The following is a 16,459-nucleotide window of genomic DNA, read 5'->3' on the forward strand; positions in this document are numbered from 1 at the left end:
CATGAAGATGAGCAACATTCCCTTCGGCACCACGGACTGGTCCGAAGTCGACGCCACCGAACACCCCGGCGACACCGGCATGGCCTACTGGCGCACCCGCCAGTTCGGCGACGTGCGCGTGCGCATGGTCGAATACACCGCCGGCTACCTGGCCGACCACTGGTGCAGCAAGGGCCATATCCTGTTCTGCCTGGAAGGCGAGCTGCACACCGAACTGGAAGACGGCCGCCGCTTCGTGCTGACGCCCGGCATGAGCTACCAGGTGGCCGACCAGGCCGAGCCGCACCGCTCGTCCACGGCCACCGGCGCCAAGCTCTTCATCGTCGACTGACGCGCCGGCGCGACACGCTGAATTTCAGTTGCGTTACGCTTCACCCTACGTACCCCCATCACCGCCACACCGGAGAAGCACTTGGGCGCCCCGTTTACGCTGTTCGTCGATTCCCAGTTCCTCAGCCCCTACGCCATGTCGGCCTATGTGGCGCTGACTGAAAAACAACTGCCCTTCGAGGTGCGCCCGATCGATCTGGACGCAGGCGAACAACGCATGCAGCCGTACCAGAGCCGCGCCCTGACCGCGCGCGTGCCGGCCCTGACGCATGCCGACTTCAACCTGACCGAATCGACCGCCATCGCCGAATACCTGGAAGACCTGCATCCGGCGCCGGCCTGTACCGCGCTGTATCCGGCCGACCCGCGCGATCGCGCCCGCGCCCGCCAGTTGCAGGCCTGGCTGCGCAGCGACCTGGCCGCCCTGCGCCAGGAACGTCCCACCGAAACCGTGTTCTACGACCAGCCCGGCCAGCCCCTGTCCGACGCTGGCCACGCGGCCGCGGCCAAGCTGATCCACGTGGCCAGCGCCCTGATCGGCGCGGGCCAGTCGACGCTGTTCGACCAATGGTGCCTGGCCGATCTCGACCTGGCGGTGGCGCTGCGGCGCCTGTGGCTGGATGGCCTGCCCGATCCGCTGCGTGACTACGCCGAAGCGCAGTGGCAGCGCCCGTCGGTGCGCAAATGGCTGGAGCACAACGCAGCCGCCCGCGGCTAGCACGCGCGCCGGAGCCGCCATGCAATTGCTGGATCACGTCTCCCTGACCGTCGCCGGGCTGGACACCGCCCGGCCCTTCTACGATGCCGTCATGCAGGCGCTGGGCGCGGCCAAGGTCTACGACCGCCCCGACGCCCTGGGCTATGGCGAGCGCTGCGGGCCCGGCGACGCCGGGCACACCTACCTTTCCGTCCTGGCCGATGCCGCCGCCCCCATGGCCAGCGCGCGCCGCCACTGGTGCTTCAAGGCCGCCAGCCGCGCAGCGGTCGACGCCTTTCACGCCGCCGGGCTGGCCCATGGCGGCCGCGACGACGGCGCGCCCGGCCTGCGGCCGCACTACCATCCGCATTACTACGCCGCGTTCCTGCTCGACCCGTCCGGCAACCGCATCGAAGCCGTCTGCCACGACGCGGCCTGACACGTCTGCAGGCCGCGGCAAGACCAAGAGGGACGGATAGTCCCCGGCGTTTGACTTGCATCAAGCCCACCCATGTTGCGACGCAACATTCATTCGGGTGTAATGGGGGGGTCAAGTCAGCTGGTTCCACTGGGAACCCGCCCGGCGGCAACCTTGCCGCCGGCAGCATCCCTACAGGAGATCGCCATGGCCGAATCCGGCAACGATCGCGTCCCCGCCCCGTCCTTCAATCCCTGGACGGCCGCCTATGAATACGCTGTGGACGCCTGGCAGCGCGCCGTGCTCTATGCCGACGTGATGCGCCAGCGCGGCAATCAATACCACGAGCACATGGCCAAGCGGGCCCCCAACGTGCTCAGCATGGAATACGAGCTGGTGCTGGACGGCCGCGAGCTGGAACGGCCGGTCAATTACGGCCTGCTGCGCATCAAGCCGCCCGAAGGCGTGGTGGTCGACCCCATCAAGCGCCCCTTCCTGGTGGTGGACCCGCGCGCCGGGCACGGCCCCGGCATCGGCGGCTTCAAGCCCGAAAGCGAGATCGGCGTGGCCGTGCGAGCCGGCCATCCCTGCTATTTCGCCACCTTCCTGCCGCGGCCCATGCCCACCCAGACCGTCGAAGACGTGATGATGGCCGAGGCGCATTTCCTGGAAAAGATCATCGCGCTGCACCCGGACGCCGAAGGCAAGCCGGTAGTGGTGGCCAACTGCCAGGCCGGCTGGCAGATCATGATGACGGCCGCGGTACGCCCCGAACTGTTCGGCCCCATCATCATCGCTGGCGCGCCGCTGTCGTACTGGGCGGGCTGGCGCGGCATGAACCCGATGCGCTACGCGGGCGGCCTGCTCGGCGGCAGCTGGCTCACCGCCTTGACCAGCGACCTGGGCAACGGCACCTTCGATGGCGCCTGGCTGGTGCAGAACTTCGAAAACCTCAATCCCGCCAACACGCTGTGGTCCAAGCAGTACAACCTGTATTCCAAGGTCGATACCGAAGCCGGGCGCTACCTGAGCTTCGAGAAATGGTGGGGCGGCCACGTCTTCCTGAACGGGCCGGAAATCCAGTACATCGTCGACAACCTGTTCGTGGGCAACCGGCTGTCCACCGCCGGCCTGGTGACCTCGGACGGCATCCGCATCGACCTGCGCAACATCCGTTCGCCCATCGTGGTGTTCTGCTCCAAGGGCGACAACATCACCCCGCCGCCGCAGGCGCTGGGCTGGATCCCCGACCTGTACCAGGACGACGCCGAAGTGCTGGCGCACGACCAGACCATCGTCTATGCCGTGCATGAAAGCATCGGCCACCTGGGCATCTTCGTGTCCGGCAGCGTGGCGCGCAAGGAACACCAGGAATTCACGTCGAACATCGACATGATCGATGTGCTGCCGCCGGGCATCTACCAGGCCGAAATCACCGACAAGACGCCGGACACGCCCAACGCCGACCTGGCCTACGGCAACTACGTGCTGTCGTTCGAGCAGCGCAAGATGGACGACGTGCGCACCATCGTCGACCGCAAGGAAGACGACGACCGCCGCTTCAAGGCCGTTGCCCGCATCTCGGACATCAACCTGGGCATGTACCGCAGCTTCGTGCAGCCCTGGGTGCGCGCCACGGTCACGCCGCAATCGGCCGAATGGAGCCAGCGCCTGCATCCGCTGCGCCTGCCCTACGAGCTGGTGTCCGACCGCAACCCGCTCATCGCGCCGATCGCGCAGGTGGCCGAGCAGGTGCGCGAACATCGCCAGCCGGTCTCGCCCACCAACCCGTTCCTGATCGCCCAGGAGATGTTCTCGAACCTGATCGAGACCAGCCTGAACATCTTCCAGGAACTACGCGATTCGGCCGACGAACGCACCTTCATGAGCGTCTACGGTTCGCCGCTGGTGCAGGACCTGGCCGGCCTGGGCGGCAAGGACGGCCTGCCGCGCCGCCACCCCGGCGTGTCGCCGGAACACCGCCGCTTCATGGAAGAACGCGCCACCGAGCTGCGTTCGCTGCTGCAGGAAGGCGGCCTGCGCGTGGCCGCCATCCGCATGCTGCTGTACGTGGCCGGCGCCGAAGGCGGGCTGGACGAACGCAGCTTCGCGCTGATCCGCAAGATGCGCGCCGAAGCGGGCAACGCCATGACGCTGCAGGAATTCAAGGACATCGTGCGCGACCAGGCCATGATGATGCGGCTGGATTCCGCCGCGGTGCTGCAGACCATGCCGCGCCTGCTTGAAGACGCGCCGCCCGAAGCGATCCGCGAGGCGCTGGACACGATGAAGCACGTGCTGGAAGCCGCCGAACCGCTGAACCCGGCCGCGCGCCAGAGCCTGGCGGAAATGGAGCAGATCTTTCTGACGGCCGAACGCGCCGCGCAACGCCTTGCCGCGCCCGCCGCGCGCAAGCGCATTGCGGCCGCCCGGCAGGATGCCCCGGCCGCCGCCCTTCCCGCCAAGACCCGGCGCGCACCGGCCAAGGCCGTCAAAGCGGTTGAATCCAAGGCCAAGCCTGCCGCCAAGGCCGCGGAAGCCACCACCAAGCCCGCTGCGAAGGCCGCTCCCAAGAAAGCCGCTGCCCGCAAGGCTGCCCCGAAAAAATCCGCCGTGAAGAAGACCGCGAGCGCCCGTCAACCCGCCCAAGTCGAATCCGAATGAGTCTGCCCACCTCCACGCATTACGACAAGCTCATCGCGCGCGCGCAAACGCTGGACCCTGCGCTGTGCGCCATCGCCCACCCCTGCGACGAGCCGTCGCTGTCGGCCGCGCTGGAAGCGCGCGACCTGGGCCTGTTGCGGCCCATCCTGGTGGGCCCGGAACGCAAGATCCGCGACACGGCCGCGCAGTTCAAGCTGAACCTGGGCGATGCCCGCATCGTCGATGCGCCGCACAGCCACGCCGCGGCCGAAACCGCCGTGGCCCTGGTGCGCAGCGGCGAAGCGTCGCTGCTCATGAAGGGCAGCCTGCACACCGACGAACTGATGCACGAAGTCGTGGCGCGCACCACGGGCCTGCGCAGCGGCCGGCGCATCAGCCATGTGTTCATCATGGAAGTGCCCACCTATGCCGAGCCGCTGTTCATCACGGACGCCGCCATCAACATCTTTCCCGACCTGGAAACCAAGGCCGACATCATCCGCAACGTGATCGACCTGCACCACGGCCTGGGCCTGGGCGAGCCGCGCGTGGCGATCCTGTCGGCGGTGGAACAGGTCACCCCCAGCATTCCCAGCACCATCGAGGCCGCCGCGCTGTGCAAGATGGCCGACCGCGGCCAGATCGCCGGCGGCGTGCTGGACGGCCCGCTGGCGCTGGACAACGCCATCAGCCCCGATGCCGCCCGCATCAAGGGCATTCGCTCGCTGGTGGCCGGCGTGGCCCAGGTGCTGGTGGTGCCCGACCTGGAGGCCGGCAACATGCTGGCCAAGAACCTGACCTTCCTGGCCAACGCCGAGGCCGCCGGCATCGTGCTGGGCGCGCGCGTGCCCATCATCCTGACCAGCCGCGCGGACAGCCCGCGCTCGCGCCTGGCGTCCTGCGCGGTGGCCGCGATCTACGCGCACCACCTGGCCGAACAGCAGGCCCGTCCGCTCGCCTAGCGCGCCGGGGCTTCGGCCCCGCCCCCTTGTCCGTTGCATCGAAAGGCCATTGCCCATGTCCGACACCATCCTGGTCATCAACGCCGGCAGTTCCAGCATCAAGTTCTACCTGTACGACATCGACGACAAAGCGGCCCTGGCCCCGCGGCTGGGCGGCCAGCTCGAAGGCATCGGCACCAGCCACCCGCGCCTGCGGGTGCGCGATGCCGCCGGCCAGACGCTGGTGGAACGGGACATCGCGCCCAGCCACGCCCCCGACGTGCCCAACGGCCAGGAAGTGGTCGGCACCTGGCTCAGCGGCCACCTGGGCGGCGCGCCGCTGGCCGTGGGGCACCGCGTGGTGCACGGCGGCCCGGACCTGTCCGAGCCGGTGATCGTGGACGACGCCATCCTGGCGCGGCTCGAGGCCTACACGCCGCTGGCGCCGCTGCACCAGCCCAACAACCTGGCCCCCATCCGCGTGATCCGCGAGCGGCGCCCCTGGATTCCTCAGGTGGCGTGCTTTGACACCGCCTTCCACCGCAGCCATTCGGACGTCGCCGACCGCTACGCCCTGCCCGACAAGCTGTACCAGCAAGGCGTGCGCCGCTATGGCTTTCATGGCCTGTCGTACGAATACATTGCCCAGCGCCTGCGCCAGGCGCTGCCCGAGATCGCCATGGGCAAGATCGTCGCTGCGCACCTGGGCTCGGGCGTGTCCGCCTGCGCCATGCACCAGGGCAAGAGCGTGGACAGCACCATGGGTTTCACCGCCCTGGAAGGCCTGCCCATGGGCACGCGCCCCGGCCGCCTGGATGCCGGCGTGGTGCTGTGGATGATGGAACAAGGCATGACGCACGACGAGATCGAGCACATGCTGTATCACGACTGCGGCATGAAGGGCCTGTCCGGCATCAGCAACGACATGCGCGAACTGCTGGCCAGCGACGCGCCGTCGGCCAAGCTGGCGCTGTCGTACTTCGCCTGGCGCGTGGCCGAAGGCATGATCGGCCTGGGCTGCGCCATGAATGGCATCGACGGCATCGTCTTCACCGCCGGGGTGGGCGAAAACTCGGCCGAGATCCGCCGCGCCATCAGCGAACACTGGAGCTGGCTGGGCATCAAGCTCGACCCCGAACGCAACGCCCATCACGGCCCGCGCATCTCCAGCGACGACAGCCGCATCGGCGTCTACGTCGTGCGCACCAACGAAGAACTCGTCATCGCGCAGCACACCCTGGACCTGGTGAAACAACGATGAACGCCCCGCTTCCCCTGGCCGGCAAGCGCGGCCTGGTCACCGGCATCGCCAACGCCGACTCCATCGCCTGGGGCTGCGCCAAGGCCTTTCGCGCCCTGGGCGCGGAACTGGCGGTGACCTACCTGAACGACAAGGCGCGGCCGCACGTCGAACCGCTGGCGCGGCAAGTGGATGCGTCCCTGTTGATGCCGCTGGACCTGCTGCAGGATGGCCAGCTCGAAGCCGTGTTCAGCCGCATCACCGAACAATGGGGCGGGCTGGACTTCGTGCTGCACTCCATTGCCTACGCCCCGCGCGACGACCTGCATGGCCGCGTCACGGATTGCTCGCGCGCCGGCTTCCTGCAGGCCATGGACGTCTCGTGCTGGTCGTTCATCCGCATGGCCAAGCTGGCCGAGCCCCTGATGCCGGGCGGCGGCGCACTGTTCTGCATGAGCTACTACGGCTCGCAGATGGTGGTGGAGCACTACAACATGATGGGTCCGGTCAAGGCCGCGCTGGAATCGGCGACGCGCTACCTGGCCGCCGAACTCGGCCCCCAGGGCATCCGCGTGCACGCCATTTCACCCGGCCCGCTGAAGACCCGCGCCGCCTCGGGCATCCATGAATTCGACGCCTTGCTGGACCGCGCCCAGGCCAAGGCCCCGGCGCGCAGTTTGGTGTCCATCGACGATGTGGGCGAGGCCACCGCCTGGCTCGCCACCGATGCCGCCCGCTTGATGACCGGGCAGACCTTGTATATCGACGGCGGGTATCACATCATCGATTGAGGCGCGCCGGCATGCTTATGCCGGTATGCAGGTCGCAGCCGGCCACGCGCCACGCATTCGTCAGCTCAGCGTGGCCGGCGCCGGCCCCTGGCGCCAACGTTCGATGGCTTCGACCGCCTGCTCGGGGCTGGCGAAAATCTTGTCGCGCCCGATCCGATCCGCCAGGCCCGAGCGATCCAGCGCCATGCGGAACTGGCCGTGCCCGCCGGCCACCAGCAGCACCATGCCACGGTCGCGCAATTCGCGCCGCAATTCATACAAAGCCTCGATCGCGTCGGCATCCGCCTGCGTCATCGCCTCGGCGTCCAGCACGAACCACGTCGCGTCCCCCGCCTGCTCGATGACTTCACGCGCACGCCGCCGGAACGCATCCGCATTGAAGAACCACACCGACGACTCGAACAGCCAGATCACCGTGCCCGGCACCGGCTGCGCCTGGGGGTTCAAATGCATCTTGCCCAGCACCGACTCGCCCGGCAGGCGGCCCAGCAAGGCGTCGCGCGGATTGCCCGACACGTACATCGCGTACAGCAACGTGGCGCCCACCGACACCGCCACGCCCTGCAGCACGCCAAAGCCCACCACCCCCACTGCTGCCAGGATCCCAAAGGCCAGCTCGATGCGCGAAATGCGGGCCAGCCGCAGGAAGGCCTGCCCATCGAACAGGCTGACCGCCGCCAGCAGCAGAATCGCCGACAGCACCGCCTGCGGCAGCCAATACAGCGGCGCGCTCAGCAAGCCCACCACCACCGCCAGCGCCGCCGCCGCGCTCACCCCCACTAGCGGCGACGAACCGCCTGCTGCCAGCCCCACCGCCGTGCGCGAATCCGCGCCCGTCACCACGAAGCCCTGAAACAGCCCGGCCATCACATTGGCCGCGCCAAAGCCCACCAGTTCGCGGTTCGGGTCCACATGCTCGCCCGTGCGCGCCGCGAAACTGCGCGCCGTCACGATGCCGCTGGAAAAGCTCACCACCAGCACCCCGGCCGCGCCCAGCAGAATGTTGTCCACCCCTTCCAGCCGCACCGGCAGGCTCAATGCCGGCAAGCCCGCCGGCACCTCGCCCACCACCGCGATGCCCAGGCTGGGAAAATCGAACAGCCAGGACAGCAAGCACGCGCCCACCACCAGCAGGATCGGCCCCGGCCACGTCGGCCGCCAGCGCTTGACCGCCACCAGCAACAGGCACGACACCACGCCCAGGCACAGGGTCGGAATACGGATCTCGGACATCCGGCGCGACAGCTCCAGGAACGGATGCACCAGCCCGCTGTTGCGCAGCCCCACCCCCGTCAACCCGCTCAGCTGCGACAGCGCCAGCGTCACCGCCACCCCCGCCATATAGCCGATCAGCACCGGCCGCGACAGCAGATTCGCCAACACCCCCAGCCGCAACACTCGCGCCACCAGGCAGCCCACGCCCACCGTCAACGCAATGCCCGTCGCCGCCACCAGCCGGTCCTCGGGCGTCGTCAGCGCCATACCCGTCAGCGTCGCCGCGATCAGCGTGCAGGTTGCCGTGTCCGGCCCCACGATCAGCGTGCGCGACGAGCCGAACAACGCGTAGCCCAGCATCCCCGCGATCGCCGCCCACAACCCCGCCACCGGCGGCACCCCCATCATCGCTGCGTAGGCCAGCCCCACCGGCAACGCCACCGCCGCCACGCTCAGGCCGGCCGTCACATCACGGCCCGCGGACTCCCGCGTGATGCCGCGGAAATTATTCAGGCCAGGAAGAAAACGTAGATTCATGGAGCGGCAAGGCAGGCAGAAAACCGAAAGAAAACCGCGGCGCGCGGGCGAGCGACAAGCCTACACCAGCCGCGTCCCCAATACCTGTCGCCAGATCAAACCCGCGCGGCCGCTTCATTCCCAAAAGGAATCGATTTCCTTAACTATTTATCCCTTTTTATCAACTTCCCGATTGCGTAGAGTCGTGCTCACAACAAACGCGGCCTCACCGCCGCTCCCTGGGCCGCCCGTCCGGCCCCGGAACAACAGCGCGGCCCGCCCACCCGCCGTCCGCGCACAGGAGACTCCATGCCCCACGCAGTCCTGCGTCGCGCCGCGCGCGCGCTCGCCCTGGCCACGCTCGCCCTCGGCGCCGCCGCCCCCGCCCTGTCCCAGGCCCAGTCCTACCCCGACCGCCCCATCAAGCTCGTCGTGCCCTGGCCCCCCGGCGGCGCCACCGACGCCCTGGGCCGCATGCTTGCCCAACGCCTGACCGAGCGCCTCGGCCAGACCGTCATCGTCGACAACAAAGCCGGCGCCGGCGGCAACATCGGCACCGCCTCCTTCGTGCGCGAAAAGCCCGACGGCTACACCCTGCTCGTCGCCACCAGCTCCACCAACGCCGCCAATCCCCACCTCTACAGCCGGCTGGGCTTCGACCCCATCAAGGACTTCACCCCCGTCGCCTTCGTCGCCGAAATCCCCAACATCCTCGAAGTCCCCAAACAGTCCCCCTACCACTCCGTCCGCGACCTGCTGGATGCCGCCCGCGCCGCCCCCGGCAAACTCAACTACGGCTCCGGCGGCGTCGGCTCGTCCCAGCACCTGGCCGGCGCCATGTTCAAGTCCCGCACCGGCATCGACATCCTCCACATCCCCTACAAAGGCAGCGGTCCCGCCGTCTCCGACCTCCTGGCCGGCCAGGTCGACATGATGATCGACACCGGCTCCCTCGCCCAGGTCCAGGCCGGCGCCCTGCGCGCCCTCGCCGTCGCCTCCCGCCAACGCCTGCCCGCCCTGCCCGACGTCCCCACCTTCGCCGAAGCCGGCATCGCCGACATGCACGCCTCCGCCTGGTACGGCATCGTCGCCCCCGCTGGCACCCCCACCGCCATCGTCGACCGCCTGAACCAGGACATCAACGCCATCACCGCCTCGCCCGATATGCGTCAACGCATGGAGGCCATGGGCGCCCTCGTCCCCGCCGGCCAGCCCCCCGACGCCTTCGGCGAATTCATGCGCACGGAAATCGACCGCTACGGCGCGATCGTGAAGCTGTCAGGCGCAAAGATGGAGTAAAGGCGCAAGCAAAGAATCGCCACCCGGCGTAGCGAGCCACCAAGCAGCGCACGACATCGTTCAGCCCCCCACCTCCACAAGCGCGCAGCGCACATCGCCCCGACGCCCCACCGCACGTATGCCAGGACCGGCCGCCCGCGTGGCCGGTCCTGGCGGGCCCCGCAAACCTCTCCACATGCCATTGACCCAACAACGCCACAAGCCAAGACGCCCGTAGCCCGGGGCGGCGGCTGGCAGGGCGTCGAGCAACCTCGATGCGCCCGAGGGAATCTGAAGGAGGAGCCGCAGGCTCGGACGAAGATGACGACGGGGCAGTCCGGAGCGAAGGCTCCGGACCGCAATCGTGGGCGCTCGACGCCCTGCCAGCCGCCGCCCCGGGCGACCTACGAAGCACCAGTGCGACAAGCCAAGACAAAACAACCATAACGACCAAAAAAAACCGCTCCAAAAGGAGCGGCTTTCATCAAGCAGACACCAAGCAAAACGCTTACTTGGCCCGCTCCTGCAGCACGGCCACCGCCGGCAACGTCTTGCCTTCCAGGAATTCCAGGAAAGCCCCGCCCCCGGTCGAGATGTAGCCCACCTGCTCGGAAATCCCGTACTTCGCAATCGCAGCCAGCGTATCGCCGCCACCCGCAATCGAGAATCCGTCCGAGTCGGCAATCGCCTGCGCCACCACCTTCGTGCCATTGGCGAACTGATCGAACTCGAACACGCCCACCGGGCCGTTCCACACGATCGTGCCGGCTTGCTTCAGGATCGCGGCCAGCTGCTCGGCCGTCTGCGGTCCGATATCCAGGATCATGTCGTCTGCCGCCACCGCGTCGGCCGCCTTCACCGTCGCCTCGGCATCCGCCCCGAACGACTTCGCGCACACCACGTCCACCGGAATCGGCACATCCGCGCCGCGCTGCTTCATCAGCTCGATCACCGCGCGCGCCTGATCCACCTGGTCCGGTTCCGCCAGCGACTTGCCGATCGACAATCCGGCCGCCAGCATGAACGTATTCGCGATGCCGCCGCCCACCACCAGCTGGTCCACCTTGTCCGCCAGCGACTGCAGGATCGACAGCTTCGTCGACACCTTCGAACCGCCCACGATCGCCACCAGCGGGCGCTTCGGCTCGTGCAGCGCACGGCCCAGCGCATCCAGCTCGGCTTCCAGCAGCGGGCCCGCGCAAGCCACCGGCGCGAAACGCGCGATGCCGTGCGTCGTGGCCTCGGCCCGGTGCGCCGTGCCGAACGCGTCGTTCACGTACACATCACACAGCGCCGCCATCTTGCGCGACAGCGCCTCGTCGTCTTTCTTCTCGCCCACGTTCACGCGGCAGTTTTCCAGCAGCACCACCAGACCCGGCTCGACCTTCACGCCGTCCACCCAGTTTTGCACCAGCGGCACCGGCATGCCCAGCAGTTCGGACAGGCGCTGCCCCACCTTCGCCAACGAATCGGCTTCGGTCAGCACGCCTTCTTTCGGGCGGCCCAGATGGGACGTCACCATCACCGCGGCGCCGGCGTCCAGCGCCAGGCGGATGCCGGGCACCGAGGCGCGGATGCGGGTATCTTCGGAAATGCGGCCGGCATCATCGAACGGCACGTTCAGATCGGCGCGGATGAACACGCGCTTGCCGGACAGGGCGCCGGCCTTGGCCAGCGCGGACAGGGTATTGACCTTGGACATATGCTTTGCTTCCTACAGTTGGCGAACAAAGGGGACGAACCCGCTTTCCGCTTGGGCGGAAAACCCGTTCGTCCCCTTCGGCCTGACAGCGATGCTTACTTGGCCGACATCAGCGCGACGGTGGTGTCGAGCATGCGGTTCGAGAAGCCCCATTCGTTGTCGTACCAGGACGACACCTTCACCAGGCGGCCCGAGACCTTGGTCAGCGACGCGTCAACGGTGCTGGAGGCCGGGTTGTGGTTGTAGTCCACCGAGACCAGGGGTTCGGTGTTGTAGTCCAGGATGCCCTTGAGCGCGCCTTCCGAAGCGTCCTTCAGGATCTTGTTCACTTCTTCGGCGGTCGTGTCGCGGCTGGCCACGAACGACAGGTCGACCAGCGACACGTTGATGGTCGGGACGCGGATGGCGTAGCCGTCCAGCTTGCCGTTCAGTTCCGGCAGCACCAGGCCCACGGCGGCGGCAGCGCCGGTCTTGGTGGGGATCATGCTCATCGTGGCCGAACGCGCGCGGCGCAGGTCTTCGTGGTAGACGTCGGTCAGGACCTGGTCGTTGGTGTAGGCGTGGACGGTCGTCATCAGGCCGTTTTCCAGGCCCAGCTTGTCGTTCAGCGGCTTGACCAGCGGGGCCAGGCAGTTGGTGGTGCACGACGCGTTCGAGATGACGGTGTCGGTGGCCTTGAGCACGCCGTGGTTCACGCCGTACACGACGGTGGCGTCAACGTCCTTGCCGCCCGGAGCCGAAATGATGACTTTCTTGGCACCGCCCTTGATGTGGGCGCCGGCCTTTTCCTTGGTGGTGAAAAAGCCCGTGCACTCCAGCACCACGTCGACCTTCAGCTCGCCCCAGGGCAGCTCGGCCGGGTTGCGGTTGGCCAGCACGCGGATCTTGTCGCCGTTGACGACCATGAATTCGCCGTCGACTTCGACCGTGCCCGGGAACTTGCCGTGGGCGGTGTCGTAGCGGGTCAGGTGGGCGTTCGTCTTGGGATCGCCCAGGTCGTTGATGGCGACGATTTCGATATCGTGCTTCTTGCCACCTTCGTAGTGGGCACGCAGGATGTTGCGGCCGATGCGACCGTAACCGTTGATGGCGACGCGAATAGTCATGACTAAGCTCCTTTTTTACAAAACTTGGCGGACGGTCTCGGCCACCTTGTCGGCGGTCAGCCCGAAGAACTTGAACAGCGCGCCGGCCGGGGCGGACTCGCCGTAGCGGTCAATGCCGACCACCGCGCCTTCCAGGCCTACGTACTTGTGCCAGAAGGCGGTCACGCCGGCTTCGACAGCCACGCGCGGCAGGCCCTTGGGCAGCACCGATTGCTTCCAGGCGGCGTCCTGGCGGTCGAACACGTCGGTGCTGGGCATGGAAACCACACGCACCGCGATGCCGTCCTTGGCCAGCTGGGCCTGCGCGTCCAGCGCGATGGCCACTTCAGAACCGGTGGCGATGATGACGGCGCGGGCGCCTTCGGCATCGCGCAGCACATAGCCGCCGCGGGCGATGGCGTCCACGGTGGCGGCATCGCGCGGCACGAACGGCAGGTTCTGGCGCGACAGCAACAGGGCCGTCGGGCCGCCGTCATGCACGTCCATGCCGATGCTGGTCGGGCGCGTCACGGCGGCGTTCCAGGCCACGGCGGTTTCGGCCGTGTCGCAAGGACGCCAGAGCGACAGGTTGGGGATCAGGCGCAGGCTGGCCGCGTGCTCGATCGATTGGTGGGTAGGGCCATCTTCGCCCAGGCCGATCGAATCGTGCGTGAACACGTGCACCACGCGCTGCTTCATCAGCGCAGCCATGCGGATGGCGTTGCGCGAGTAGTCCGAGAACGTCAGGAACGTGCCGCCGAACGGCAGGTAGCCGCCATGCAGGGCCACGCCGTTCATGATGGCGGCCATGCCGAATTCGCGCACGCCGTAGTTGATGTGGCGGCCGAACTGGATGCCCTTGTCGCCGGCGCGAACGGCGGCCACGCCCTTCCAGTCGGTGAAGTTCGAGCCGGTCAGGTCGGCCGAGCCGCCCAGCATTTCCGGCAGCGCGGCGGCCAGCGCCGTGATGGCGAACTGCGAAGCCTTGCGGGTGGCGACGGTTTCGGCCTTTTCCAGCGTGCTGTTCAGGAATGCCTGGAACTGCTCGGCGTAGCCGGCGGGCATTTCGCCCTTCATGCGGCGGGTGAACTCGGCAGCCTCGACCGGGAACGCGGCGGCGTAGGCGTCGAACGCCGACTGCCATTCGGCCTGCGCGGCGGCGCCCGTCTTGCGGCCGTCCCAGCCGTCGTAGACGTCTTGCGGAATCTGGAAGGGTTCGGCCGACCAGCCCAGCGCGGCGCGGGTGGCGGCGATTTCGTCCTTGCCCAGCGGGGCGCCGTGCACGTTGTGGGTGCCGGCCATGTTGGGCGAACCCTTGCCGATGACGGTGCGGCAGACGATCAGCGTGGGCTTTTCCGATTGCGCGCGGGCTGCCTTGATGGCGGCGTCCACGGCGGCGGCGTCGTGGCCGTCGATGCCGCGGATGACGTTCCAGCCGTAGCCTTCGAAGCGCTTGGCCGTGTCGTCGGCGAACCAGTGTTCGACGTGGCCGTCGATGGAAATGCCGTTGTCGTCGTACAGCACGACCAGCTTGGACAACTTGAGCGTGCCGGCCAGCGAGCACACTTCATGCGAGATGCCTTCCATCAGGCAGCCGTCGCCCGTGAAGGCGTAGGTGTGGTGGTCGACGATGGTGTGGCCGGGCTTGTTGAATTCAGCGGCCAGCAGCGCTTCGGCCAGCGCCATGCCCACGGCATTGCCCAGGCCCTGGCCCAGCGGGCCGGTGGTGGTTTCCACGCCCGGGGTGATGCCCACTTCGGGGTGGCCCGGCGTCTTGGAATGCAGCTGGCGGAAATTCTTGAGTTCTTCGATCGGCAGATCGTAGCCCGTCAGGTGCAGCAGGGCGTAGATCAGCATCGAGCCGTGGCCGTTGGACAGCACGAAGCGGTCGCGGTTGGCCCAGGCGGGATCCTTGGGGTTGTGGCGCAGGTTGCCGATCCAGAGGGCCTGGGCGATTTCCGCCATGCCCATGGGAGCACCCGGGTGCCCGGAGTTCGCTTGTTGCACGGCATCCATCGCGAGGGCGCGGATGGCATCCGCCAAGGCAAGTTTAGGGGCGGTCGGATTGCTCATTCGGAAGGCTCTTTGAAGCTGGCGCGCCCACGCAGGAAATGGGGGCCAGTTGAGTAGGTTGCGAAGCAAAAGATTTTAGCATCCGGGGCCTCCCCCCCTGCCATCGGGCGCCGGCACGAGCCAAATGGGCGCATTCTCGGGGAAATGCGCGGGCGCAAGCCCGAAAATGATGGGGTAGAAGCCACAATTGCGGCGAGGCGGTCCGAGATTCATGATGGCTGCCTGTATCTGCACCGGAAGCCCTCTAAGATGAACCGCATGTTGAACGTCACCCTGCCCGTCGAAGGCATCATGGCACTACGCAATGCGCTGGGCGAAGAGCAGGCCATTGCCATTGCCCATTCCCTGGAACTCGCCCAGATCCGGGGCGAGGCCGAACTGGCGGCCGCGTTGCGGCAAGAGTGGCAAAAGGAACTGGCAAACGCCGTCGCCCCCCTCGCCCGGCGCGAGGAAATACAGGAACTTCGCCGCGAAATCGCCAAGCTGCCCAACCGCGAAGAACTCAAGCGCTTCGCCACTCACGAAGACCTGTCAGAACTGCGCAGCCAATTCCTGCGCCTGGACAAAAAGATGACCGTGGGCTTCCTGGTCCTCCTGGCGCTCAATCTCACTTCCAACACCCCACTCTTCATCGAATGGGGAACCAAAGTGGTAGGCTACGCGCTCAAGTAGCCCGGGGATACCGTCACCTGAAATACGCCAGGTCGCCGCCCCTGCCCTTCGCCCGTTTCCGTTGCTGCAACGCCCATGTCCGTTCCCCGCTTTTTCTGCGACGCACCCCTGTCCGCCGGCACTCGCATCGCCCTGCCGGATGCCCTGGCGCACCACGCCCTGAGAGTGCTGCGGCTGCGCGCCGGTGAAAGCGTCGTACTGTTCAACGGCCAGGGCGGCGAATACCCCGCCACGCTGGACGTCGACGGCAAGGCCGGCTTTGCCCAGTTGGGCGCCTTCGATCCCCGCGAGGCCGAGCTGGCCGGCCGCATCACCCTGGTGCAGGGCCTGCCGTCGGGCGACAAAATGGACTGGGTGGTGGAAAAATCCGTGGAACTGGGTGCCGCCCGGGTCTGCCCCATCGCCGCGCAGCGCAGCGTGCTGCAGTTGTCGGGCCCGCGGCTGGACAAGCGGGTAGCCCACTGGCAGCGCATCGCCCAATCGGCCGCCGAGCAATGCGGCCGCAACCGCCTGATGACGGTCGACGCCCCTCTCTCCCTGGCCGACTGGCTGGCGTTGCCGGCCGACGGCCCGCGGCTGCTGTGCCATCCCGATGCCGAGACCGACCTGGCCGGCCTGTTGCAGGACACCCCCGCCCTCACGTCGCTGACGCTGCTGGTCGGCCCCGAAGGGGGGTGGTCTGACAAGGAATTGGCCCAGGCCCGCGAAGCCGGCGTGCAGGCCGTCAGGTTCGGGCCGCGCGTGCTGCGCACTGAAACGGCCGGCCTGGCCCTGATCGCTGCGGCGGGCGCCCTGCTGGGCTGGTAACGGAATAGAAAGACGCACCCGGCGTCGCAGACGCCGGTGGGCGTCACTGAC

14 protein-coding genes are annotated in these 16,459 nt (G+C 67.8%); 10 read left to right on the plus strand and 4 right to left on the minus strand.

The genetic code is table 11. The features are described from left to right. Nucleotide 1: 1 nt before the first annotated feature. The 7 genes from HV798_RS17130 to fabI all read left to right on the plus strand — a co-directional run bounded on the left by HV798_RS17130 (nucleotide 2) and on the right by fabI (nucleotide 7,060). Entirely contained in the window at nucleotides 2-331 is a 330-nt protein-coding gene (locus tag HV798_RS17130; RefSeq protein WP_025137354.1) for a DHCW motif cupin fold protein, read from the plus strand. A gap of 81 nt (nucleotides 332-412) precedes the next feature. Then, a complete protein-coding gene (gene yfcF, locus HV798_RS17135) occupies nucleotides 413-1,048 on the plus strand; it encodes a glutathione transferase (protein ID WP_175194139.1) in 636 nt (211 codons plus the stop codon). A gap of 19 nt (nucleotides 1,049-1,067) precedes the next feature. Next, nucleotides 1,068-1,466, plus strand: coding sequence for a VOC family protein (locus HV798_RS17140; protein ID WP_175194137.1), 399 nt, complete (start codon nucleotides 1,068-1,070; stop codon nucleotides 1,464-1,466). 186 nt (nucleotides 1,467-1,652) lie between these two features. After that, the gene (locus tag HV798_RS17145) at nucleotides 1,653-4,109 is read left to right on the plus strand and encodes a DUF3141 domain-containing protein (RefSeq protein ID WP_175194135.1); all 2,457 of its coding nucleotides are present in this window, start codon (nucleotides 1,653-1,655) and stop codon (nucleotides 4,107-4,109) included. Then, on the plus strand, nucleotides 4,106-5,050 hold the full coding sequence (locus tag HV798_RS17150) for a phosphate acetyltransferase (RefSeq protein WP_025137350.1): 945 nt from the start codon (nucleotides 4,106-4,108) through the stop codon (nucleotides 5,048-5,050). Before HV798_RS17145 ends, HV798_RS17150 begins: the two co-directional genes overlap by 4 nt. Nucleotides 5,051-5,105: 55 nt before the next feature. Beyond that, nucleotides 5,106-6,290, plus strand: coding sequence for an acetate/propionate family kinase (locus HV798_RS17155; RefSeq protein ID WP_175194131.1), 1,185 nt, complete (start codon nucleotides 5,106-5,108; stop codon nucleotides 6,288-6,290). Further along, complete coding sequence (gene fabI / locus HV798_RS17160; RefSeq protein ID WP_175194129.1) at nucleotides 6,287-7,060, plus strand: enoyl-ACP reductase FabI; 774 nt, start codon at nucleotides 6,287-6,289, stop codon at nucleotides 7,058-7,060. Before HV798_RS17155 ends, fabI begins: the two co-directional genes overlap by 4 nt. 60 nt (nucleotides 7,061-7,120) lie before the next feature. Here fabI and HV798_RS17165 read toward each other — a convergent pair whose 3' ends face one another. Beyond that, on the minus strand, nucleotides 7,121-8,812 hold the full coding sequence (locus tag HV798_RS17165) for a SulP family inorganic anion transporter (RefSeq protein ID WP_175194127.1): 1,692 nt from the start codon (nucleotides 8,810-8,812) through the stop codon (nucleotides 7,121-7,123). A 288-nt stretch (nucleotides 8,813-9,100) separates the two neighbouring features. Here HV798_RS17165 and HV798_RS17170 point away from each other — a divergent pair, with 288 nt between their 5' ends. After that, on the plus strand, nucleotides 9,101-10,090 hold the full coding sequence (locus HV798_RS17170) for a Bug family tripartite tricarboxylate transporter substrate binding protein (RefSeq protein ID WP_175194125.1): 990 nt from the start codon (nucleotides 9,101-9,103) through the stop codon (nucleotides 10,088-10,090). Nucleotides 10,091-10,577: 487 nt separating this feature from the next. Here HV798_RS17170 and HV798_RS17175 read toward each other — a convergent pair whose 3' ends face one another. From HV798_RS17175 to tkt, 3 genes are all read right to left on the minus strand, one after another. Continuing rightward, nucleotides 10,578-11,771 carry a phosphoglycerate kinase gene (locus HV798_RS17175; protein WP_175194123.1) on the minus strand — a complete coding sequence of 398 codons (1,194 nt, stop codon included), beginning with the start codon at nucleotides 11,769-11,771 and terminating at the stop codon, nucleotides 10,578-10,580. Nucleotides 11,772-11,866: 95 nt separating this feature from the next. Then, nucleotides 11,867-12,877, minus strand: coding sequence for a type I glyceraldehyde-3-phosphate dehydrogenase (gene gap, locus HV798_RS17180; protein WP_025137344.1), 1,011 nt, complete (start codon nucleotides 12,875-12,877; stop codon nucleotides 11,867-11,869). 15 nt (nucleotides 12,878-12,892) lie between these two features. After that, nucleotides 12,893-14,929, minus strand: coding sequence for a transketolase (tkt, locus tag HV798_RS17185; RefSeq protein ID WP_175194120.1), 2,037 nt, complete (start codon nucleotides 14,927-14,929; stop codon nucleotides 12,893-12,895). 258 nt (nucleotides 14,930-15,187) lie between these two features. On the opposite strand from tkt, the gene HV798_RS17190 reads away from it, so the two are divergent. Together HV798_RS17190 and HV798_RS17195 are read left to right on the plus strand one after the other, a co-directional pair. Then, nucleotides 15,188-15,601 (plus strand): hypothetical protein, encoded by a 414-nt coding sequence (locus tag HV798_RS17190; RefSeq protein ID WP_246288897.1) that lies wholly within the window; start codon nucleotides 15,188-15,190, stop codon nucleotides 15,599-15,601. A 75-nt stretch (nucleotides 15,602-15,676) separates the two neighbouring features. Further along, entirely contained in the window at nucleotides 15,677-16,408 is a 732-nt protein-coding gene (locus tag HV798_RS17195) for a 16S rRNA (uracil(1498)-N(3))-methyltransferase (RefSeq protein WP_175194117.1), read from the plus strand. Nucleotides 16,409-16,459 lie beyond the last annotated feature (51 nt).

It is taken from the genome of Achromobacter deleyi (assembly GCF_902859705.1).
Taxonomy (GTDB): Bacteria; Pseudomonadota; Gammaproteobacteria; order Burkholderiales; family Burkholderiaceae_B; genus Achromobacter; species Achromobacter deleyi.